Annotated in this window: 19 protein-coding genes; 11 read left to right on the forward strand and 8 right to left on the reverse strand. The window is 72.1% G+C overall.

Annotated features, from left to right (window positions below):
• Window positions 1–183, reverse strand: a 183-nt coding sequence (locus GEV28_RS34175) for a hypothetical protein (protein ID WP_291417101.1), incomplete at its 3' end; no start/stop codon positions are given.
• A gap of 125 nt (window positions 184–308) precedes the next feature.
• Here GEV28_RS34175 and GEV28_RS34180 point away from each other — a divergent pair.
• Together GEV28_RS34180 and GEV28_RS34185 are read left to right on the forward strand one after the other, a co-directional pair.
• Complete coding sequence (locus GEV28_RS34180) at window positions 309–1,202, forward strand: zinc ribbon domain-containing protein (protein ID WP_291417103.1); 894 nt, start codon at window positions 309–311, stop codon at window positions 1,200–1,202.
• Window positions 1,203–1,219: 17 nt separating this feature from the next.
• Window positions 1,220–1,888 (forward strand): alpha/beta fold hydrolase, encoded by a 669-nt coding sequence (locus tag GEV28_RS34185; protein ID WP_291417104.1) that lies wholly within the window; start codon window positions 1,220–1,222, stop codon window positions 1,886–1,888.
• 169 nt (window positions 1,889–2,057) lie between these two features.
• Here the strand turns inward: GEV28_RS34185 and GEV28_RS34190 are convergent, their stop codons facing one another.
• Entirely contained in the window at window positions 2,058–4,817 is a 2,760-nt protein-coding gene (locus GEV28_RS34190; protein WP_291417106.1) for a choice-of-anchor D domain-containing protein, read from the reverse strand.
• A 180-nt stretch (window positions 4,818–4,997) separates the two neighbouring features.
• Here GEV28_RS34190 and GEV28_RS34195 point away from each other — a divergent pair, with 180 nt between their 5' ends.
• Window positions 4,998–6,341: a hypothetical protein gene (locus tag GEV28_RS34195; RefSeq protein WP_291417108.1), complete on the forward strand. Its 1,344-nt coding sequence runs from the start codon at window positions 4,998–5,000 to the stop codon at window positions 6,339–6,341.
• Between the two features lie 72 nt (window positions 6,342–6,413).
• Here GEV28_RS34195 and GEV28_RS34200 read toward each other — a convergent pair whose 3' ends face one another.
• The 4 genes from GEV28_RS34200 to GEV28_RS34215 form a co-directional block, all read right to left on the reverse strand.
• The gene (locus GEV28_RS34200) at window positions 6,414–7,046 is read right to left on the reverse strand and encodes a response regulator transcription factor (RefSeq protein ID WP_291417110.1); all 633 of its coding nucleotides are present in this window, start codon (window positions 7,044–7,046) and stop codon (window positions 6,414–6,416) included.
• Window positions 7,047–7,184: 138 nt separating this feature from the next.
• The gene (locus GEV28_RS34205; protein ID WP_291417112.1) at window positions 7,185–7,841 is read right to left on the reverse strand and encodes a response regulator transcription factor; all 657 of its coding nucleotides are present in this window, start codon (window positions 7,839–7,841) and stop codon (window positions 7,185–7,187) included.
• Complete coding sequence (locus GEV28_RS34210; RefSeq protein WP_291417114.1) at window positions 7,841–10,117, reverse strand: ATP-binding protein; 2,277 nt, start codon at window positions 10,115–10,117, stop codon at window positions 7,841–7,843. Before GEV28_RS34210 ends, GEV28_RS34205 begins: the two co-directional genes overlap by 1 nt.
• 230 nt (window positions 10,118–10,347) lie before the next feature.
• Window positions 10,348–11,718, reverse strand: a complete 1,371-nt coding sequence (locus GEV28_RS34215; protein WP_291417116.1) for a hypothetical protein — start codon at window positions 11,716–11,718, stop codon at window positions 10,348–10,350.
• Window positions 11,719–11,856: 138 nt separating this feature from the next.
• Here GEV28_RS34215 and GEV28_RS34220 point away from each other — a divergent pair, with 138 nt between their 5' ends.
• Window positions 11,857–12,327, forward strand: coding sequence for an NUDIX domain-containing protein (locus GEV28_RS34220; RefSeq protein WP_291417118.1), 471 nt, complete (start codon window positions 11,857–11,859; stop codon window positions 12,325–12,327).
• 114 nt (window positions 12,328–12,441) lie between these two features.
• On the opposite strand, the gene GEV28_RS34225 is transcribed toward GEV28_RS34220, so the two are convergent.
• Window positions 12,442–13,050 (reverse strand): TetR/AcrR family transcriptional regulator, encoded by a 609-nt coding sequence (locus GEV28_RS34225; RefSeq protein ID WP_291417119.1) that lies wholly within the window; start codon window positions 13,048–13,050, stop codon window positions 12,442–12,444.
• Between the two features lie 90 nt (window positions 13,051–13,140).
• Here GEV28_RS34225 and GEV28_RS34230 point away from each other — a divergent pair, with 90 nt between their 5' ends.
• Together GEV28_RS34230 and GEV28_RS34235 are read left to right on the forward strand one after the other, a co-directional pair.
• Window positions 13,141–14,304 (forward strand): acyl-CoA dehydrogenase family protein, encoded by a 1,164-nt coding sequence (locus tag GEV28_RS34230; RefSeq protein ID WP_291417122.1) that lies wholly within the window; start codon window positions 13,141–13,143, stop codon window positions 14,302–14,304.
• 25 nt (window positions 14,305–14,329) lie between these two features.
• Window positions 14,330–15,469: a CaiB/BaiF CoA-transferase family protein gene (locus GEV28_RS34235; protein WP_291417124.1), complete on the forward strand. Its 1,140-nt coding sequence runs from the start codon at window positions 14,330–14,332 to the stop codon at window positions 15,467–15,469.
• A 90-nt stretch (window positions 15,470–15,559) separates the two neighbouring features.
• Here the strand turns inward: GEV28_RS34235 and GEV28_RS34240 are convergent, their stop codons facing one another.
• The gene (locus GEV28_RS34240) at window positions 15,560–16,324 is read right to left on the reverse strand and encodes a crotonase/enoyl-CoA hydratase family protein (RefSeq protein ID WP_291417125.1); all 765 of its coding nucleotides are present in this window, start codon (window positions 16,322–16,324) and stop codon (window positions 15,560–15,562) included.
• Between the two features lie 191 nt (window positions 16,325–16,515).
• Between GEV28_RS34240 and GEV28_RS34245 the strand changes: the two genes are divergently transcribed.
• The 5 genes from GEV28_RS34245 (at window position 16,516) to GEV28_RS34265 (ending at window position 19,405) form a co-directional block, all read left to right on the forward strand.
• Complete coding sequence (locus GEV28_RS34245) at window positions 16,516–16,677, forward strand: hypothetical protein (protein ID WP_291417126.1); 162 nt, start codon at window positions 16,516–16,518, stop codon at window positions 16,675–16,677.
• Between the two features lie 259 nt (window positions 16,678–16,936).
• On the forward strand, window positions 16,937–17,428 hold the full coding sequence (locus tag GEV28_RS34250; RefSeq protein WP_291417128.1) for a helix-turn-helix transcriptional regulator: 492 nt from the start codon (window positions 16,937–16,939) through the stop codon (window positions 17,426–17,428).
• A 219-nt stretch (window positions 17,429–17,647) separates the two neighbouring features.
• On the forward strand, window positions 17,648–18,475 hold the full coding sequence (locus tag GEV28_RS34255) for a lytic transglycosylase domain-containing protein (RefSeq protein WP_291417130.1): 828 nt from the start codon (window positions 17,648–17,650) through the stop codon (window positions 18,473–18,475).
• Window positions 18,476–18,543: 68 nt separating this feature from the next.
• On the forward strand, window positions 18,544–19,095 hold the full coding sequence (locus GEV28_RS34260; protein ID WP_291417132.1) for an isochorismatase family protein: 552 nt from the start codon (window positions 18,544–18,546) through the stop codon (window positions 19,093–19,095).
• An 88-nt stretch (window positions 19,096–19,183) separates the two neighbouring features.
• Window positions 19,184–19,405, forward strand: coding sequence for a type II toxin-antitoxin system HicB family antitoxin (locus tag GEV28_RS34265; protein ID WP_291417134.1), 222 nt, complete (start codon window positions 19,184–19,186; stop codon window positions 19,403–19,405).
• The last annotated feature ends 178 nt before the right edge of the window (window positions 19,406–19,583 follow it).

Below are 19,583 nucleotides of genomic sequence, written 5' to 3' on the forward strand. Positions count from 1 at the left end.
GGCGCGAAGGGCCCTGGGGCACCTCCGCCGCCTCCGCCGCCACGGGCGGAGCACCGAAGCCACCGCCGCCGCCGCCCGGCGCTCCCAAGCCACCGGCGGCAGCTGGTGGCGGCGCGCCCGCACCACCACCACCACCGCCGCCCGGCGTGGCATCAGGCGGGGTGGCCGCCCCTCCCGCTCCACCGGCGCTCCCGCCCGCGCCCAAGCCCCCGGCTCCGCCGCCAGGTGGAGCGGCCGCGGGGCCGGCGGCCGGGCCTCCACTGCCTCCTGCCCCGCCGAAGGCCGGTGTGGCCGAGGCCAGGGAGCTCGTGACCCCGCTCGACGGCAAGGCCACCGCCACCCAGCCCGAGTCCGTCGTCCCGCAGGAGGCGCGGAAGAAGGCGCCCACCGTGCGCCGGCAGCCGCCGAGTAGGAAGCTGCAGCCCGGCGACCTCGTCTGTGGCGACTGCGGCGAGGGCAACGCCCAGACCCGCAAGTTCTGCAGCCGCTGCGGGACCTCGCTCGCCACCGCCGAGATCGTCAGGACACCGTGGTGGCGCAAGCTCCTTCCGCGCAGAGGCGCGAAGGTCCGCAGGTCCGGCGATCGGCCCAAGCGCCGCGGCCGCGGCGGCAAGTCGAAGACCGGCGTGTTCGTCAGCGCGACGTTCAAGCTCATCCGCCGGGTCGTGTCGGTCGTCGTGCTGCTCGCGGGCATCGCGTACGGCGTGTTCGCGCCGTTCCGCGGCTGGGTGAACGAGCGCGCGATCGAGGTGAAGTCCGGCGTGGAGGGCATCTTCTTCCCGACCTACGAGCCGGTGCACGCATCCGAGCCACCCGTCGCGCCGTTGCAGCTCGAGGACTTCCCGGCCGAGCAGGCGCTCGACGGCGCGTCCGACACCGCATGGGCCGCGCCCGCCGACGGCAAGCAGGAGCCGGTCATCGAGGTCACCTTCGGCCGCCAGGTCGATCTCGCCCGGCTAATCGTCCACAACGGACAGAAGGAGAACTTCAAGGGGCGGGCCCGGGCGCAGAAGCTGCACCTGGTGTTCTCCACGGGCAAGACCACCGACGTCACCCTCCAGGACGCCCCCGACCCGCAGACCCTCGAGATCGAGAACGGCGACGGCGCCTCCAGCGTGGAGATCCACGTGACGGGGACGTTCAAGTCGATGGCCGGCAACGAGTTCGCTCTCACCGAACTGGAGTTCTTCGAGAAGACATAGGAGGTACGGTCGCGAAGGTGACCGTACCGCTGAGCCACCGCAGCACCGGCGGTCCCGACGGGCCGCCGGTCGTGCTGTTGCACGCCCTGGGCGAGGACGCCACCACCTGGAACAGGTTCGCCGACCGGCTCGCCGCCACCGGCCGGCATGCCATCGCCCTGGACCTCCGCGGCCACGGCGCCAGCCCGCACCCCGGCGAGTACACGTTCGACGCGATGGTCGCCGACGTCCTCGCGTTCCTGGACCGACACGAGCACGAGCGGGTCGACCTCGTCGGTCACTCGATGGGCGGGCATGTCGCGTCCACGCTCGCCGGGCGCCATCCGGACAGGGTCCGCAGGCTGGTCGTCGAGGACCCGCCCACCCCACCGCGCGCGGGCCCCGCGCTCCCCGACGAGAACCCGCCCGAGAGACCGGAGAACCCGCCGTTCGACTGGCGGGTGGTCGCCCCGATCCGGCGCGCGGCCCGCGCGCCGGACCCCGCGTGGTGGCAGGGCATCGCCCGCGTCACCACGCCGACGCTGTGGATCAGCGGCGGCCCGGCCAGCCATGTCGACCCGGCCCGCGTGGCCGAGGCCGCCGGCGCGATGCCGGCGGCCTCGGTGGCGGAGATCCCGGTCGGTCACCTCGTGCACGAGAACGCGCCCGAGGAGTTCGCCCGCCTGGTGCTCGAGTTCCTCGCGTGACAGCCTAGGCCATGTCTCGCGGATCTTGGATCGTGGTATTCGCGCCCAGCTGTCCCCTGGCCGCGTTGTCGAAAGGCCCGAATACAACCCGGTATGAGCGACCTTCCGCCGCCTTGCCAGGAGACAGCTGGATCACGAATCCCATCGACCAAGATCCACGAGACACGACCTAGCCGCGGACCACGAAGTCCGCGGGGCTCACCGTCGGCGTCACGATCAGCAGTTGCTTCTGCGCGTTGACCGTGACCGCGTCGGCGACCTTCGCGATCACCGGGAAACTGCCGATCGTCGCCTTGGACAGGATCAGCAGACCACCGCGGAACGTGCCGTCCGCCGCGACGGTGACCGGGCCGGTCTGCACCGCCCCGGGGACGGTGGTCACCATCCGGTGGCCCGGCGCGAACCCGGTGCCGGTCACGGTGATCACCCGCCCCGGCGGCGAGACGGCGGGAGAGAGCTCGATCGCCGGCTCGGTCCCGCTGCCGCGCAGCCCGACGAGGTGCGGCGCGCCGGGCGTGTCGTCCATGAACTGCAGCGCACCGGTCAGGTCCGTGGTCTGCTGGGGGGAGAAGGCCACCGACACCGTGCACGACCCGCCGGCCGGGAGCGGTGCCGTGCAGGTGTTCGCGGCCACCGTGAAGTGGGCGCGGGCCACCGGCGGCTCGACCGTCACCGTGCCGACCGTCATCGGCGACCCGCCACGGTTGACCACCGTCACCGTCGACCGTGGACCGGTGGACAGCGGCAGCCGCTCCCCGAAGTCGAGCGGGTCCGGCCCGGCGGCGAAGCGTGCCGGGCCGGACGGGTCGTCCGGGTCCGGCGTCGTCGGCTCGAGCGTGCCGGTGCCCCGCAGGTCCACGGTGAACTCCCGCTCGTCAGGCAGGACCACGTGCAGCACGGCGCTCCGCTCGCCCTCCTCCGTGGGCGCGAACTCCACAGACACCAGGCAGCTTCCGGCCTGCTGCAGCACGATCCCCTCGCCGACGCAGGTGGTCGCCCCGAGCACGAACGAGGCCGCGTCGTCCCCGGTGATCTGCACCGAGTCGACGACCAGCGGCCCGATGCCGACGTGGTCGAACCGCACCGTCTGCGCGAACGTCTCGTCGACGATGACGTCACCGAAGTCGAGCGGGTCCGGGTCCGCCCGGAGCTCGGGCCGGAACGTCCGCACGAACACGTCGGTCGCCTCGTTGTCGTCCGTCTCGTCCGGCACCAGGTTCGTCGCGTTCGAGTCGAACGCCACCGCCGACCCGTCGAGGGACAACGACGGCGACGGGACCCCGGAGAAGGGGGTGCTGTCGTCGTTGCCCGCACACGACCCGCTCTCCCCGCACTCGCCGACCCCGTTCGACGCGAGCGTGCCCGGGAGCCTCTTCTGCTCGGCCTGCAGCCGCTCCCGATCGGTCGCCAGGTCGCGCACGACGACCTGGCAGGTGGTCCGGATGTCCCGGGCGTCCTCGTGCGGTGGCACGCCCGCGAGGTCGAGCATCGGCGCCCCGGCGTAGGTCGTGTTGTTCCAGCGTAGGCAGCTGCGCGTCTCGGCCGCGTCCACGCCGTCGTGTGCGCCCAGCGCGTCGGTCACGAACGCGACGAACCGGCCGTCGGCGGACAGGGCGGGGGAGCTGCCGTTCATGAGCGCCCCCGTGTTGTCCCGGGACACGATCACCGAGTCGACCGGCGCCGCCCGACCGTCCAGCCGCACCACGTAGACGTTCGGCTGGCGCAGGGGGCCCTCGAAGTTCACCGCCTCCGCGGTGAACGCGAGCTCCGTGCCGTCGCCGGAGATCGCCGGGTGGGAGGTCAGCACGTCGTGGTTCTCGCTGACGGGGGAGAGGTCCACGTCGAGGTCGACCCGCACGTTGGTGCGGGTGCCCGCCTCGTTCCGCACGATCGCGTAGACGTCGTGGGACCCGTCGCTTTCCGGGTCCGGCACCGAGTACAGGCCGGCGAACACGATGTAGCGGCCGTCGCCGGACACGTCCGGGTCGATCTGCTCGTAGAGCCGGCGGGCGCCGGGGAACAGGCCGTCGACGAGCTGGGCCTCGGCGGGCTCGGTGACCGGGCCGCCCGGCACCGTCCGCAGCACCGCCGTCTTCGCCCGGGAGCTCGTGCTGTCGCCGGTGTACACCTCGTCCTGCCACACGATGCGGCTCGCGTCGTCGGAGATCCTCGGCTTGGACACCTCGTCGATCCGGGTCGGGAACTCGACGCCGGTCAGGACCGGCTCGGTGACCTTGAGGTAGCGGTAGTCGCGCTCGCCGTCGTCCTTGTTCTCGTCGAAGTCGCCGTCCCCGTCCGGATCGCGGTCGCAGATCAGGATGTCGTGGTCCTCGTCGTCGTCGGCCTCGAGGATGTTCGTCGCCTCGGTCACGAACGCCACGTACCGGCCGTCCGCGGAGATCGTCGGCTGGTAGCTGGCCCCGTCCGGCGCCGTCTCGCCGAAGTCGAGCTCGGGCTCGCCCGTCGGCTGCGCGCCGCGCGCGCTGAGGTCCAGCGGCCGGTCCGCGCCGTACTTGATCACCGCGGTGGTCGTGGTCGGCGGCGGGGTGATCGGCGGGTAGCTCGGCGGCGCCGGGCGGACGAACTGGCCGCGGCTGATCATGACCGTCCGGTTGCGGGCCAGGTCCCGCACGTAGACGGCCTGGAAGGTGGCGTCACCGACCCAGTTCCGCAGGTTGTCCAGCTGGGCGCGGCTGGTGAACGCCACGGCGGTGCCGTCCGCGGACAGCTCCTGCTGGTATCCGCGGCCGTCGCTCTCCGGCCCGTTCTGCTCGTCCGGCACGCTCGCGCGCACCGTCGCGCCGGGGGCGGCCGCCGCCTTCGCGGACGGGCCGCCGGCGGCCGCGAGCAGTACGGTCGTGGAAACACCGAGCAACGACACCGCGACTGTCACGGCGAGGGTTCGGCTGGTGCGGAATGACTTGGGCACGACGGACCTCCAGGCGTGGTTCACCGCGCCTGAACCTATGGCGGATCGCGCCGGGCCGGTCCCGACCGGCGGGTGGCGTAGTGGACGCCTCGGCGCGCCCCATCGGGCAGCGTGCGCCGCCCCGGCACGCACCCGTTCGCAGCCTGCAGTCGTGGCCAGGAGTTCCCACACTTCCTTGGCATGGGAGCCACCACGTCGATGGCGAGCAAGCAGCTGTCCGTAACCCCGGGTGAGTCGATCGAGGCCAAGGTCCTGGTGCGGAACAACGGAACGCTCGTCGACCAGTTCAGTTTGGACATTGTCGGGGACGCACGGGAGTGGGTCGAGGTCGTCCCGCGCGTCATGAACCTGATGCCGGGACAGGACGGCGAGGCCACCGTTCGGTTCGCGCCGCCACGCGACGCATCCGTGCTCGCCGGCCCGATGCCGTTCGGGGTCCGGGTGCTGTCGCGCGAGGAGCCGGGCGGTTCGTCGGTCGAGGAGGGCGCGATCGATGTCGCGCCGTTCACCGACCTGCAGGTCGAGCTGACGCCGAAGTCGTCGAAATGCCGCAGCAAGGCCGTCCACGAGGTCGTGGTCGACAACTCCGGCAACTACCCCATCGGGGTGGACGTCGTCACCGACGATCCGGAGGAGCAGCTCAGGCTCACCCTGGACCACAGCTCGCTGATGGTGCAGCCGGGGACCTCCGCGTTCCTCAAGCTGCGGGCCAAGCCCCACGACCGGTTCCTGCGCGGCAACGAGCGCAGGCACCCGTTCGTGGTCACGGCCGTGTCCGGGGACCTGCCGCCGATCACCGCCAACGGCACGGTCGTGCAGCAGCAGCTGCTGCCGAAGTGGCTGCTCCCCGCGGCAGTCGCGTTGGTGGCGTTGGCCGCGGTGCTCACCGTGCTGTGGTTCACGCTGGTCCGCCCGACCGTGCAGACCGCGGCCCGCGAGGCGGGCAAGGCCGCGGCCGAGGAGGTGCAGGCCGACATGCAGGAGCAGGTCGACCTGGCCGAGCGCAAGGCGGTCGCCGCGGAGGAGCAGTCCGCGGCCGCGCAGAAGCAGGCGGCCGAGGCGGCCACGGCGGCCGGCGCGGCCGGCGCCAACAACGGCGGCGCGCGCGGCGCGACCACCACCCAGGACGGGGTGAACATCGCGTCCGGGTCCGCTGTGGACTTCCGGATCACCACCGGCGCCGCGGCCGACCCGAACCCCGAGGCGTTCGAGAACTTCGGCGTGCCCAATGGCGTCATCCCGGCCGACAAGACGCTCGTGATCACCGACATCATCATGCAGAACCCCCAAGGTGACGCCGGCCGGCTGCGCATCCTGCGCGGCAACGACGTGCTGCTTGAGGTGGGCCTGGCCAACTTCCGGGACCTGGACTACCACTTCCTGGAGCCGTGGACGTTCGGCCCCGGCGCCCCGCTGAAGATCCAGGTGAGCTGCCAGGCGCCGGGCGCACCCGCACCGGCCGACGGCGACTGCACCCCGGCGGTGTCCTTCTCCGGCCGCCTGTCCGGCCCGAGCGCGGGCTGATCCTGTTCCCCCACAACGAAGAGGGCGGGTCCCCGGAGTGCGGGACCCGCCCTCTTCCTCTCGTTCCTCCGCCTAGATGAGACCTTCGCGCAGCGCGTATGCCACCGCGTGGGACCGGTTGCGCAGCTGGAACCGGTTGGTCACGTCGTGCAGGATGCTCTTCACCGTCCGCTGGGAGTAGCAGAGCTTGTCCGCGATCTCCTTCGTGGACAGTCCCGACGCCACCAGCCGCAGCACCTCGGTCTCCCGGTTGGTGATGCCCGCCAGGTGCAGCCCCCGCGGCTCGAGCACGTGCCGCTGCAGCCGGGACACCCGGTTGAGCAGCCGGCCCAGCAGGTCCGGCGGCAGCGCGCCTTCGCCCGCTGACGCGGCCTTGATGAGCCGGACCAGGACGTCCGGTGTGGCGTCGGCCCGCCGCGCGACGGCGCAGACGCCGCCCTCGACCGCGGTCAGGATCTCGGTGTCCTCCAGCTCGCCCGCGATCAGCACGACCCGTGCGAAGCCCCGCACCTGCAGCGTCCGCAACAACTGGCCGGCCCGCTCGTCGAACCGGTCGGTGACGACCAGCGCGACGGCCTCCGGTGCCGCGCCCTCCTCGTCGACCAGCCAGACCTCCTGCCGGGTGCGCAACGCCATCTGCACGCCGTTCTGCAGGATCGGGTCGGTCGCCCGCACGACGACCGGAATTCTGTTCTGCTCCAACATGTGGTTTCCGCTCTCCTCACACGCCCCCGACCCGACGCCCAGCACGTCGAAGCCCGCGCGGAGTGAAGAGTGCCCGAACCGGCGTCCCGAGCACATGGGACCGGTGTCCCGCCTTTGCCCGGTCGGGCAGGCGTCCGGTCAGGACTGTGTCTCCCCGAAGCCGGCCTTGCGGGCGCGGACGATCGCCTGGGCTCGGTCCGCGACCTGGAGCTTGGTGAAGATGCTCGACACGTGGTTGCGCACGGTCTTCGGGGACAGCGACAGCCGTCGCGCGATGGTCGAGTTGCTCTCGCCGTCCGCGATCAGCGCCAGCACCTCGCGCTCCCGGGACGTCAGCTCCGGGAAGATCGGGTCCGAAGTGGTCGGTCCGGTGTTGAAGAAGCCGATCACCCGGGTGGCGATGTCCGGACCGAAGATCGCCTCGCCGCGGCCGACCGCGTGCACCGCGCGGATGATCTCCTCCTGGCCCGACCCCTTCAGCAGGTAGCCACGGGCACCGGCGCGCATCGCGGCGAACACCGACTCGGTGTCGTTGAACATGGTGAGCACGACGATCCCGGTGTCCGGCCGCTCGTTGACGATCTGCCGGGTGGCCTCGATGCCGTCGATGTCCGGCAGGTGCAGGTCCATCACCACGACGTCCGGCTGGAAGGCGCGCGCGGCGCTGACCGCGTCCCGGCCGTTGGCGGCCTCACCGACGACCTCGATCGTCGGCTCCTGGGCGAGCACCGTGCACAGCCCGAAGCGGAACAGCGGGTGGTCGTCGACGACGAGTGCGCGAAGCCTCGCGTTCATCAGCTGCCCTCCTTCGGCAAGGGAAGCGTAGCGAAGACCCGGGTTCCGCCGTCATGATCGGCTTCGACCAGGCACTCACCGCCGAGCTCGGTCGCGCGCTCGCGCATCGAGGACAGCCCGACGCCGCCCTTGGACCCGTTCGACGCCGCGACGGGCAAGCCGATCCCGTCGTCGACGACCTCGATGTGCAGGTCGTCGTCGATCCACAGGCGCACCGCGCACGAGCTGGCCGCCGCGTGCCGGGTCACGTTGGTGAGCGCCTCGCAGATGATCCGGTACGCGGCGACGTCCACCGGCGCCGGCAGCTTCGGCATGGTGGACGGGACCTCCAGCACGATCGTCACACCGTCCACCTCGGCCCCCGCGGTCCGGCTGGCGAGCGCGCCCGCGTACTCGCGGATCGCCGGGATCAGCCCGATCCGGTCGAGCACCGGCGGCCGCAGCCCGTGCGCCATCCGGCGGATCTCGACGATCGCGGCCTGCAGCTCGTCGCGCAGCCGGCCGAGCAGCTCGCCGGTCGGGGTCGTCTCGCCGACCGTGCGGCGGCTGACGTCCAACCCGAGCGCGACCGCGGCGAGCGTCGGGCCGACGCCGTCGTGCAGCTCGTGGAGGATCCTGCGGCGCTCCATCTCGCGGGCGCGGACCAGCCGGTCGCGGCTGCGGCGCAGGTCCCGGGTGAGCCGGGCGGTGTAGACGGCGGCGCCGGCGTGCCGGGCGACCTCGGCGAGCGCGATGCGGTCCGGGCGGGTCAGCTCGCGTTGCGACCGTTTGCCGATCACGAGGTTGCCGACGCGCTCGCCGTGGAAGGTCAGCGGCATCCGGTGCGGGTCGCCGGTGAGCGTGCCGACGCTCGCCGCGGTCTCGCTGCGACCGCGGGCCTGGATCTCGATGGCGATGTAGGGAAGGCGCAGCGCGGCCGCGACGGTCTCGACGATCTCCGGCAGCATCGTCGACGCGGTCGGCGTGTTCTCCAGCCGGGACGCGAGCGCGGACACCACCCGGTAGGGGTCGTCGCGCTCGCCGTAGAGCCGCTTGTTGATCAACGTCTGGAGCTTGATGCGGAACGGCTGCACCAGCACGGCGATCGTCGCGGCGACCGCGGCCTGCTGCCAGATCTCGTCGATCGGCGGGAACACCAGCGAGAGCGCGCTGACGAGGGCGACGTAGAGCCCGATGGCTCCCGCGGACAAGGTGCCGTAGACGAGCGAGCGGCTGACCGCGACCTCGACGTTGAGCGCCCGGTAGCGCAGCACCGCGGCGGCCATCGCGATCGGGACGGCCGCGAACGGCAGGGCCTGGTACTCGTACGGCACGACCGGCCGGCCGGTGGCGATCACCGGGACGACCCAGACGGCGAAGTACGCGCCGGTGCTGGCGATGAGCGAGGCGATGAGCCACAGCAGCGGGCGGCGGGTGCGCTCGTCGGTCTGCCGCAGGTACTTGCGGATGAGCAGGACGGCGATGAGCACGGGGTAGACGTAGAGGTTCACCAGCACGGGCGCCACGACCGCGTACATCCGCTCGATCGGATCGTCGAACGCGACGAACGCGACCGCCCAGGCGACGCCGTACAGGGCGAGCGTGCCGAGATAGGCCGCCGCGACGCGCAGCCGGTGCTGGTTCCTGGAGCGGGTGACGGCCGGGAACGCGAGCGCGAAGTGCAGCACCGCGCCCCACAGGAGGGCGAACGCCAGCTCGCCGGTGTACCACCGCCAGAACTGGTACCCGGCGACGAGGTCGATGGCCGCGAGCGGGAAGAACCCCGCCCCGACCGTGGCGACGATCCCGATCGAGGAGGTCATGAGCGCGGCCCTGGCGGCCGGGTCCTTCGGCCGCGCCCAGAGCACGGTCACCGAGGTGGCGAGCAGGAGGGCGACGACGAGGAGCATCGGCCACCAGCCGGCCACGCCGTCCAGGACGGGGTAGTGCCGCAGCTCTACTCGCAGTGTCCTTCGTTCGCCGTCCCGGATGACCTCGTACTCGACGGTGTCACCTACATGGACGCTGTCGCCGCCCGGCAGCTGCGTGGCGTGCTGCCTGAGCTCGACCCCGCCGATGGCGACGATCTCGTCGCCCAGCTCGAACGGCGTCCCCGGCTCCCGGTCGGAGACGATGATCCGGCCGATGGAGACGGCACTGTTCGCGGGGCTGACCGTGGTGCCGTCGGTGGGCGCCTCCGCGCGGGACCAGACACACCAGCCGGCCACCCCGAAAAGGGCGAGGGTGAGCAGTAGGAGCGAGGCGGGTACACGCCGCGCGCCCGCCGGGCCGAACACCCGACGATCATCCCGCAGCCGGGGGCTCCGGGACAGCCCCTATCTCCAAGTCCTGCCCGATCGGACCGCTGGTCGGACGATTTCCCACCACCAAGCCCAGCCGCACCCGCGAGTCCAACGCCCAGGACCCGCGTGTCCAACGCCCGCGGCCCGCGGGCGCTACGTTCAGGACGGTGGGCGCCCCGAACGCGTCGTTCAGGGCAAGGGCCACCGGGCGCGGGTTGGCGCCGCTACTTGCCCTTCTTCTTCTCCTCGGCGGCCAGCTCGGGCGCCGGGGGAGCGGCGGGGAGGTTGAGCAGACCGGAGGATCCCGGCGCCGGCTGGTCCGCCGGAGTGTCCGAGGTGGAGGGTGCCGGGGTCGCGGGCGGCGCCGCCTCCGTAGCCGGTTCCGGCGATGCCGGCTCGGTCGACGGAGCCGGGCTCGCCGGCGCGGCAGGCTCGGCTGGTGGGCTCGGCGGAGTGGGCGTGGCCGACACGGCCGGTGGGGCCGGAACAGTCGGCGACACCGCTGCGGCGGGCGCGGGCGGGGTGCGACGTGCGGCCGAGGCCTCCGATGCCGGAGCGGCCTCCGGTGCCGAGGCGGCGGGGGCCTGGCTCCGGGCCGGCGGCGGGGCCACCGTCGGGGCGTCCGGTGCCGGTGGGGCGGGCGGAGGCATCACCGTCGTGCGTTGGGTTATGTCAGCGTCCGGAGTGGACTCGTCGTCCAGGCGCGACGCGATGGGTGCCGCCGCGTGGGCGGCCGCCGCCTCGGCGCCTACCGCCGGGGGAGCGACGGTCGGCGCGTCGGGACCGACCGCGGAAGCCTCGGGTGGCGACGGCGGCTGCTCTGCCGGCGCGCCCACCACCGGGTGCTGGCCCGTCGACGTGCCCACCGCCTGGTACTGACCGGTCGAGTGCCCCGGCTGCCCGGGCCCGGTCGGCTGCTGCCCCGGCACCGGACCGCCCGGGCCGTACGGCATCGGGAAACCCATCCGCGGTGTGTTGGGCTCCACGCGTACCGCCGCCGCGCGCCGGCCGACGTGGGCCAGCACGGCCGCCACGGCCGCGAGGAGCACCCCGCCCAGCGGCAGCCACAGACCGAGCGAAGCGGTGAACTCGATGCTCTCGCCCGGGTCCAGCTCCTCCTCGTTCCACACCGACATGTCCTGCAGCGTCCCCAGCAACTGCAGGAACACCGCTCCGGCGAGGAGGCCGCTGCCCAGCGACAGGACCGACCGGCTCGCGGTCAGCAGGCGCCCGGAGTTGGCCGCGACGAACACGAACACCGCGCCCAGCAGCAGGATCGCGGCCGCGCTCAGCGGGGCGAGCCCGCTGAGCGAGTCCTGGTTCTGGACGAACTCGCTCCCGCGCGGGTACTTCCGCCCCCACCAGGTGATGTCGTAGCCGAAGTTCGCGCCCGAGTCGTCGCGGTGGGTGTTGCTGAGCGTGTGGACGACGGCGAAGACGCCGCCGATCGACAGGCCCGCGGCAGCCAGCGCGAACATCCCGGCGAGCACGCCGGCGACGACGCCCCGGCGCGGGGCGGGCCTCGGTGGCACGGGGCCGGGCAGGCGCATCGGGTGCGGCGGCGGGAACGGGGGACGCGCAGGCGGCTGAGTCACGGCACGCATGATGCCAGTGATCACCAACACAGGTGCCCGGAAGGTCCCAACTAGCTGCCCCGGCGGGCGGGCGAACCCGCCCGGCCGCCGTCCTGCGCGCCGCTGGCCCTAAACCGCGCGAGCTGAGGTACTCACCTGATGGACGTAATCGTGGCGGGCGCGGCCATCATCCGGGACAACCGGCTCTTCGTCGCACGCCGCTCGCAGCCGGCGTCGATGTCCGGCTACTGGGAGCTGCCCGGCGACCAGCTGCGCGCCGACGAGGACGAGCGCGCCGCGCTGCAACGCGAGTTCACCACCGAGTTCGGCGTGAACGTCAACTGCGTCGACCGGATCCTCGGCGACCGCGCGATCCTCGCCTGGCGCGACTCCGACGACGTGGGCACCGACGCGACCCTGCGGATCTGGCGCTGCCAGTTCCCGAGCGAGGCGAGCTTCGACATCACCCTCGGCGACCCGCGGCCCAACATGTACGTCTACGACGAGTCGCACTGGGTCGACATCGACGAGCTCGACTCCATCGGCCCCTGGCGCGACGCGGACCGGCTCGCCGCCGACGAGATCGCCGACTACTACCGCAGCGACGAGGCGTGGCAGGTTGCCGACTGAGCAAAATACGTTGCGAGCGCAAACGTCACGTTCCGCGCTCGGTTCCCTCTTTATGCGTAGTGGCGGTTGGCCCGAGCGAGGGCCGGGCCAACCGTCATAACCATGCCGCCCGGCTCAGCGATACCGCGCGAGAACCAGGGTCTTCCACTCCGCCAGCAACGCGGTCCGCCGCGCGGCGTCCCCGCCGATCATCGCGTCGAGCGCCAGGCCCCGGACCAGGTTCACGGTGAGCAGCAACAACGTCTGCAGCTGCCGCTCGTCCACCCCCGGGCCCGCGATCCGCCGGTAGAACTCCAGCGTCTGGTGGCCGAGCTCCCGGTCCACCGGCAGGAGGCTCCGCCGCAGCTCCTCGTCGGTCCGCGCGGCCACCCACAGCTCCACCGCGGCCGTCGACAGCGTCCCGGAGTACGCCCGCCACAGCAGGTCGATGCCCTCGTCCAGCCGCTGCGGCCCCGGCGGCAGCCGCGACGTCGCGGTGACGATCTCCTCGCCGAGCCGCTCGAACAGGTGCTCCAGCGCGCTCGTCATCAGCTCGGCCTTGGTCGTGAAGTGGTGCTGCTGCGCGCCCCGGGAAAGCCCGGCCCGCCGGCAGATCTCCTGCACCGTCGTCCGCGCGTAGCCGAGCTCGACCAGGCAGGAGATCGTCGCGTCGAGCAGCAGCTCCCTCGTCCGCTCGCTGCGCTCCTGCTGGGTCCGGTGCGGTCGCGTGGTCGGAGTCGCCATGGCGCTCTCCCTATGCTTTACGTGCAGACCTGCACGCATGTACATTCGGCCAAGACTTTACATGCCATCCGGATTGTTTTTGGAGCCCACATGCCGCTCACCCAGCGCTCGTCCTGGCTCGAAGGCGAGAACAAGGCCGATCTCGACGCCTTCCGCGAGCTCGCGCACGCGTTCTGCCAGAAGGAGCTCGCGCCGAACCACGAGCGCTGGTCGCAGGCCAAGCAGGTGGACCGGGAGCTGTGGCACAAGGCGGGCGAGGTCGGCCTGCTGTGCCTGTCCATCCCCGAGGAGTACGGCGGGGGCGGCGGCACGTTCGCGCACGAGGCGATCCTGCTGGAGGAGGAGGCCAAGGCCGGCGACGACGCGTGGGGCAACGCCGTGCACAGCGGCATCGTGGCCCACTACGTCAACTCCTGCGGCACCGAGGACCAGAAGAAGCGGTGGCTGCCCAAGCTCGCGTCCGGCGAGCTGGTCGGCGCGATCGCGATGACCGAGCCGGGTACCGGGTCGGACCTGCAGAACGTGAAGACCAAGGCGATCAAGGACGGCGACCACTTCGTTCTCAACGGCGCCAAGACGTTCATCACCAACGGCGCCCAGGCCGAGCTGATCATCGTGGTGGCCAAGACGAACCCCGAGGAGACCGCGAAGGGCGTGTCGCTCGTCGTGCTCGAGACCGAGGACGCCGAAGGCTTCCGCCGCGGCCGGATCCTCGACAAGGTCGGCATGAAGGGCCAGGACACCGCCGAGCTGTTCTTCGACGACGTCCGGGTGCCGGTCGAGAACCTGCTCGGCGGCCAGGAGGGCCTCGGCTTCGTCCAGCTGATGCAGCAGCTGCCCCAGGAGCGGCTGATCATCGCCGTGTCCGCGGTGGCCGCGATGGAGGCGGCGGTCGAGCAGACCATCGCCTACACCAAGGAGCGCACCGCGTTCGGCCGGGAGATCTTCACGTTCCAGAACACCAAGTTCACCCTCGCCGAGTGCGCGACCGAGGTCGCCGTGTGCAAGGCGTTCCTCGACCAGTGCATCGAGCGCCACCTCGAGGGCGAGCTCGACGTCACCGGCGCCGCGATGGTCAAGTGGTGGACGACCGACCGGCTGTCCCGGGTGGCCGACGAGTGCCTGCAGCTGTTCGGCGGCTACGGCTACATGACCGAGTACCCGATCTCCCGGGCCTGGACGTCCGCGCGGGTGCAGCGGATCTTCGGCGGCACGAACGAGATCATGAAGGAGATCATCTCTCGTACGCTGTGAGCCGCAACCACCCAGGAGGAAATCGATGGCCGGACCGCTCACCGGGCTCAAGGTCGTCGAGCTAGCGGGGCTCGCGCCAGCGCCGTTCGCGACCACGGTGCTCGCCGACCTCGGGGCCGAGGTGGTCCGGGTCGACCGGGCCAAGCCGGGGTTCGACGTGCTGGCGTTCCCGCACGACCCGCTCTCCCGCAGCCGCCGCTGGATCGGCGTGGACACCAAGTCGCCCGAGGGGCGGGACGTGGTGCTGCGGCTGATCGACGGGGCCGACGTGCTGATCGAGGGGTTCCGGCCGGGCGTCACCGAGCGGCTCGGCATCGGACCGGAGGTGTGCCTCGAGCGCAACCCGCGGCTGGTCTACGGCCGGATCACCGGCTGGGGCCAGGACGGTCCGCTTGCGCAGGCCGCGGGGCACGACATCAACTACATCGGCCTCGCCGGCGCGCTCGAGCCGATCGGGCGGGCGGGGGAGCGGCCGGTGCCGCCGCTGAACCTCATCGGCGACTTCGGCGGCGGCGGGCTGCTGCTGGCGATGGGTGTGCTCGCGGCGCTCGTGGAACGCGGGGCGTCCGGCCGCGGCCAGGTGGTCGACGCGTCCATGGTGGACGGTTCGGCGCTGCTCACCGCAGGCATGCACGGGCTGCGCAACATCGGGCTGTGGAACGGCGGGCGCGGCGGCAACATGCTCGACGGCGGCGCGCCGTTCTACGACACCTATGAGGCGTCCGACGGCAGGTACGTGGCGGTCGGGGCGATCGAGGAGCGGTTCTGGGCGGCGCTGCTGAAGGTCATGGAGGTCGACCAGGAGGAGGTCGCCGGGCGGCTGGACAAGAACCGGTGGCCGGCGGTGCGGGAGAAGTTGGCCGCGGTGTTCCGCACCCGCACCCGGGACGAGTGGGCGGAGCGGGCGGCCGGCACCGACGCGTGCCTGACCGCCGTGCTCACCCCGGAGGAGGCGGCCGAGCACCCGCACAACGTCGCCCGCGGCACGTTCGTCGCGCTCGACGGGCACACCCAGCCCGCGCCCGCACCCAAGTTCGACCGCACCCCGGCGGACCCGCCGACGCGGCCGCGCGAGCCGCGCTCGGACACCACGGAGGTGCTGTCCGCACTGGGCTACGCGCCCGACGACATCGAGCGGATGCGGGCGGACGGGGTGATCGCATGACTCACCGTCACCGGTGTCCTGGACGCCACCACGACCCGCGAGTCCAACGCTCAGGACCCGCGAGTCCGACATTCAGGACCCGCGAGTCGGTCAGCCGAACGAGCCGTGCCGGCCCGCGCCGGCCGAGAAGCGCGCCGCGCCCGACAACGCACCGGCCAGCACGCCGGTGCCGTGGCTGAACTCGGTGGCCATCGCGGCTTCCCCGGTCCCGCCCCACTGGGCCAGCGCGGACGCCCGGTCCGAGCGCATGCAGGCCTGCGGGAAGGCCGCCAGCCGGGCGGCCAGCTCCTCGGCCGCCGCGCGGGCCTCACCGGCCGGCACCACCCGGTTCGCCAGCCCGATCGCGAGCGCCTCGTCCGCGTCGACCGGCCGGCCGGTGAGGATCATGTCCATCGCCCGGCTCTGCCCGATCAGCCGGGGCAGCCGCACCGTGCCGCCGTCGACCAGCGGCACGCCCCAGCGCCGGCAGAACACCCCGAACACGGCCGTCGTGTCCGCCACCCGCAGGTCGCACCAGAGCGCGAGCTCCAGGCCACCGGCCACGGCGTGCCCGCTGACCGCCGCGATGACCGGCTTGCCGAGGGTCATGCGGGTCGGCCCCATCGGCCCGTCGCCGTCCGCGACCGTCCGGTTCCCTCGATCGGTACCCACCGCCTTGAGATCGGCCCCCGCGCAGAACGACGGACCGACGCCCGCCAGCACCGCCACGCCGGCCGAGTCGTCCGCGTCGAACGAGCGGAAGGCGTCCGCGAGTGCGGCGGCGGTGGCGCCGTCGACCGCGTTGCGTGCCTCCGGGCGGTTGAGCAGGACCGTTGTGACCGGTCCGACCCGCTCGACACGGACTGTCTCGATCATGGCGTGTCTCCTCGATGATCGGGTGAATACGACATAGAGTGCTGTGCGTCGTGCTGCACGCACCGTAAGCTGAGGCCCGCCATCGGTGTGAAAGTCACTGCGAACACGGCTGACGTGGAGCACGATGACGCCACGGGCACAGGCTGCCGGGTATGCGACCGGCGGTGGGGTAGCAGGCGGACGGAGTTGCAGTGGACGCGAAAAAGGCCATCATCCTCGTGGCCGTGGCGCTGGTGCTGTTCTATGTGATCACGCAGCCCACCCAGGCCGCCGAGGCGGTGCAGGGCCTCCTCGGCTGGCTCAAGGACGGCGCCGAGGCGATCATCACCTTCATGCGGAACCTCTTCGCCTGACCGATCCGACCGACACACGCCGCCAGGGCACGCGAGCCCGGCGGCGTGTTCGCATGCCTGCTGATGAGTAGCTCACGGAACGTGACGGTGTGTGCCCGGATCTTGAGCCACATTGGACCGTACGGGTGGATTCTCGGCCATTCAGCCCAGCTAGCGAGGTTTCCACGAGATCAGGTCTGGCGAACTGTCGGTGCCGGCCTTTACGGTTCCCGCATCGACTTTCGCGGGGCTGGTCCGCAGGTTCTCTCGAGGAGGCAGGATGCTCGACGATCCCGGCGTTGATGACCTGGTGCGGCAGTGGACCGAGGACCACTCGAAGGCCGCCGAGTCGGACGAGATCAACAGGATCGCGTCCGAGTGGCTCGCGGACGTGCCGGTGCAGCCGACGACCGGGATCCCCGGCCAGCGGGCCCGCGGGGGCAACTCTCCATGGGCGGCCGTCGAGGCCACGGATCCGCGCTTCTTCGCCGCCATGCGTGAGCGGTTGCCCGAGGTGCCCGCCGAGCTCATCTCGGCCGCCGCGGGCTGGTGGCAGATGGTCGGCGGCCTCGCCGAGGCCAAGGAGTGGTGGGACGCCGGCATCAGCCCGCTCGACCAGCGTGCGCTCGACTACCGCGCGGCCGGCTTGGCGCCGTCCGACCTGGGCCGCAGGCTCGGCCCGCTCACCGTGCTGCAGCACCTGCGCAAGGGCAGCGCGCCCGCGTGGTGCGTCGCGCGCCTGCAGCGGCAGAACGAGCGCCGTTCCGCCTAGCGCCGCTAGTCCGCCTCCCCGGATTTCAAAGTGTTGGTTGCGCTCCAGCGGACGGTGCGGACCTCGGGTGGTTGGTGGTCGGGTGCCGTCACGGTCCCCTGAGGTTGCGTTTGGTCGGCGGGAGGCTCTGCGAGCCACGTTGACCCGTACGCGATGATCCACGAGTCGGGTGGCCGGGTCGGCTCAGTAACGTTGTGCAGGCGGCGTCGTTGACCTTGTGTGAATGACGCCGAGCCCGCATCGCCGCGCCGTTCGCTCGGCGTGCTCGTCCGGCTCGGTGTCGTCCTTCTCATCCTCGCGATGGCCGGCGGCGGTGTGCTGTTGCTGCGGGTCGCGACCTCCCCGGAGGCCGGCCCGCCCCGCCCGGAGGTCCCCGCCGACCAGGTTCCCGTCGCCGACGTCGAGCCCGGCGCCGTGGCCCCGGCTACGGACCCCGGTGCCGCCGCCGATCCCCAGGCCCGTCCCCAGGCCGGCGTGGACCCGCTCCGTACCTGGGCGGACCGGCTGGCCGACCCGACCGGCGTCCCGGCCAGGGCTCTGATGGCCTACGGCAACGCCGAGCTCGTCCAGCGCGACGCCGACCCCGGCTGCCACCTCTCCTGGGCGACGCTGGCCGGGATCGGCCGCATCGAGTCGAACCACGGCCAGTACGGCGGCGCGGTGCTCGGCGAGGACGGCCGCCCGTCGAAGCCGATCGTCGGTGTGCCGCTGAACGGCTCCTCGGGCGTGCGGTCGATCTCCGACACCGACGGCGGCCGGTTCGACGGCGACCCCGCTGCCGACCGGGCGGTGGGCCCGATGCAGTTCATCCCGTCGACCTGGCGCCGCTGGGCCTCCGACGCGAACCTGGACGGCCGGGGGGACCCCCAGCAGATCGACGACGCCGCCCTGTCGGCGGCTCGCTACCTGTGCGCGGGCGACCGCGACCTGGCAGTCCCGGCGGACTGGTGGGCGGCGGTGTTCTCGTACAACAACTCCGTCCCGTACGGCCAGAAGGTCTTCGGCCTGGCCGACGGCTACGCCCGCACCGCACTGTCCCAGGACTGACGAGGCCGCGGACTGTCGGTGGTCGCGCATAACGTGGGTGCACGCAGAACCCAACGCTGAGGAGCGTCATGACCATCCTGACCGGACGCCCGAACACCGCGCTACTCGTCATCGACGTCCAGAACGGCAACACGGCCGGCGCGCACAACCGTGACGGTGTCATCGCCAACATCGCCGTCCTGGTGGACAAGGCCAGAGCCGAGAACGTGCCCGTGGTGTGGGTGCAGCACTCCTCCGACGACATGCCCAGGGGCAGCGACGGCTGGCGTTACGTTCCCGAGCTCACCCGGGAAGGGTCCGAGCCGGTGGTCCACAAGCGGTACGGCGACTCCTTCGAGGACACCGACCTCGAGGCCGTGCTCGCCGAGCGCATGGTAGGGCGCCTGATCGTCGCCGGGGCGCAGACCGACGAATGCATCCGGTCCACGCTCCACGGAGCGATCGTCCGAGGCTACGACGCGACGCTCGTCGGCGATGCGCACACCACCGAGGACCTCAGCCAGTGGGGCGCCCCCACACCCGACAAGGTCATCGACCACACCAACCTCTACTGGCAGAACCACACCGCTCCCGGACGGCACGCGGGGACGGTGACCACCGACTCCGTCGACTTCGGTTGAGGCCGCGCTCGGCGCCGACGCCGCAACCACGGCGCGGCCGGATCCGCTATGATGCGAACATACGTTCGATGAGCCGGAAGGGGTCGATGTGTTCAGGTACGCGGTGTTGGTGCAGCGGGCCGAGGACGGCGGTTTCGGTGCGTGGTGCCCCGACCTACCGGGATGTGTCGCCGCCGGGGACAGCGAGGCCTTGGCCATCGCCGAGATGGCGAAGGCCATCGAGGTGCACCTGGAAGGCATGCGGGAGGGCGGGCTGACCATCCCGTATCCCACCGCTGTCGCCGCCACGATCGTCACCGACGCCGCCTGAGCACCTCGAGCGAACGGCCCGCCCGGCGTGGGTGTTGGCGTCGGTGGTGTGAATGGCGGAGTGATGGCTCGCCGGGTGGGGATCGTCGCTCTCTGTGTCGTGTCGCTGGTTGCTTGCGTCGGCTTGGCGTGGTGGCAGTGGCAGCGCTTCGAGTCGGCCACCGGGAGCTGGCAGAACC

The sequence above is a fragment of the Actinophytocola sp. genome (assembly GCF_009379765.1).
Taxonomy (GTDB): Bacteria; Actinomycetota; Actinomycetes; order Mycobacteriales; family Pseudonocardiaceae; genus Actinophytocola.

Excerpts from the sequence above, each read along its gene's own strand:
- GEV28_RS34195 (WP_291417108.1), top strand. The coding sequence starts at position 4,998 with ATGGGAGCCACCACGTCGATGGCGAGCAAGCAGCTGTCCGTAACCCCG.
- GEV28_RS34200 (WP_291417110.1), bottom strand. The coding sequence starts at position 7,046 with ATGTTGGAGCAGAACAGAATTCCGGTCGTCGTGCGGGCGACCGACCCG.
- GEV28_RS34205 (WP_291417112.1), bottom strand. The coding sequence starts at position 7,841 with ATGAACGCGAGGCTTCGCGCACTCGTCGTCGACGACCACCCGCTGTTC.
- GEV28_RS34220 (WP_291417118.1), top strand. The coding sequence starts at position 11,857 with ATGGACGTAATCGTGGCGGGCGCGGCCATCATCCGGGACAACCGGCTC.
- GEV28_RS34225 (WP_291417119.1), bottom strand. The coding sequence starts at position 13,050 with ATGGCGACTCCGACCACGCGACCGCACCGGACCCAGCAGGAGCGCAGC.
- GEV28_RS34230 (WP_291417122.1), top strand. The coding sequence starts at position 13,141 with ATGCCGCTCACCCAGCGCTCGTCCTGGCTCGAAGGCGAGAACAAGGCC.
- GEV28_RS34235 (WP_291417124.1), top strand. The coding sequence starts at position 14,330 with ATGGCCGGACCGCTCACCGGGCTCAAGGTCGTCGAGCTAGCGGGGCTC.
- GEV28_RS34240 (WP_291417125.1), bottom strand. The coding sequence starts at position 16,324 with ATGATCGAGACAGTCCGTGTCGAGCGGGTCGGACCGGTCACAACGGTC.
- GEV28_RS34250 (WP_291417128.1), top strand. The coding sequence starts at position 16,937 with ATGCTCGACGATCCCGGCGTTGATGACCTGGTGCGGCAGTGGACCGAG.
- GEV28_RS34260 (WP_291417132.1), top strand. The coding sequence starts at position 18,544 with ATGACCATCCTGACCGGACGCCCGAACACCGCGCTACTCGTCATCGAC.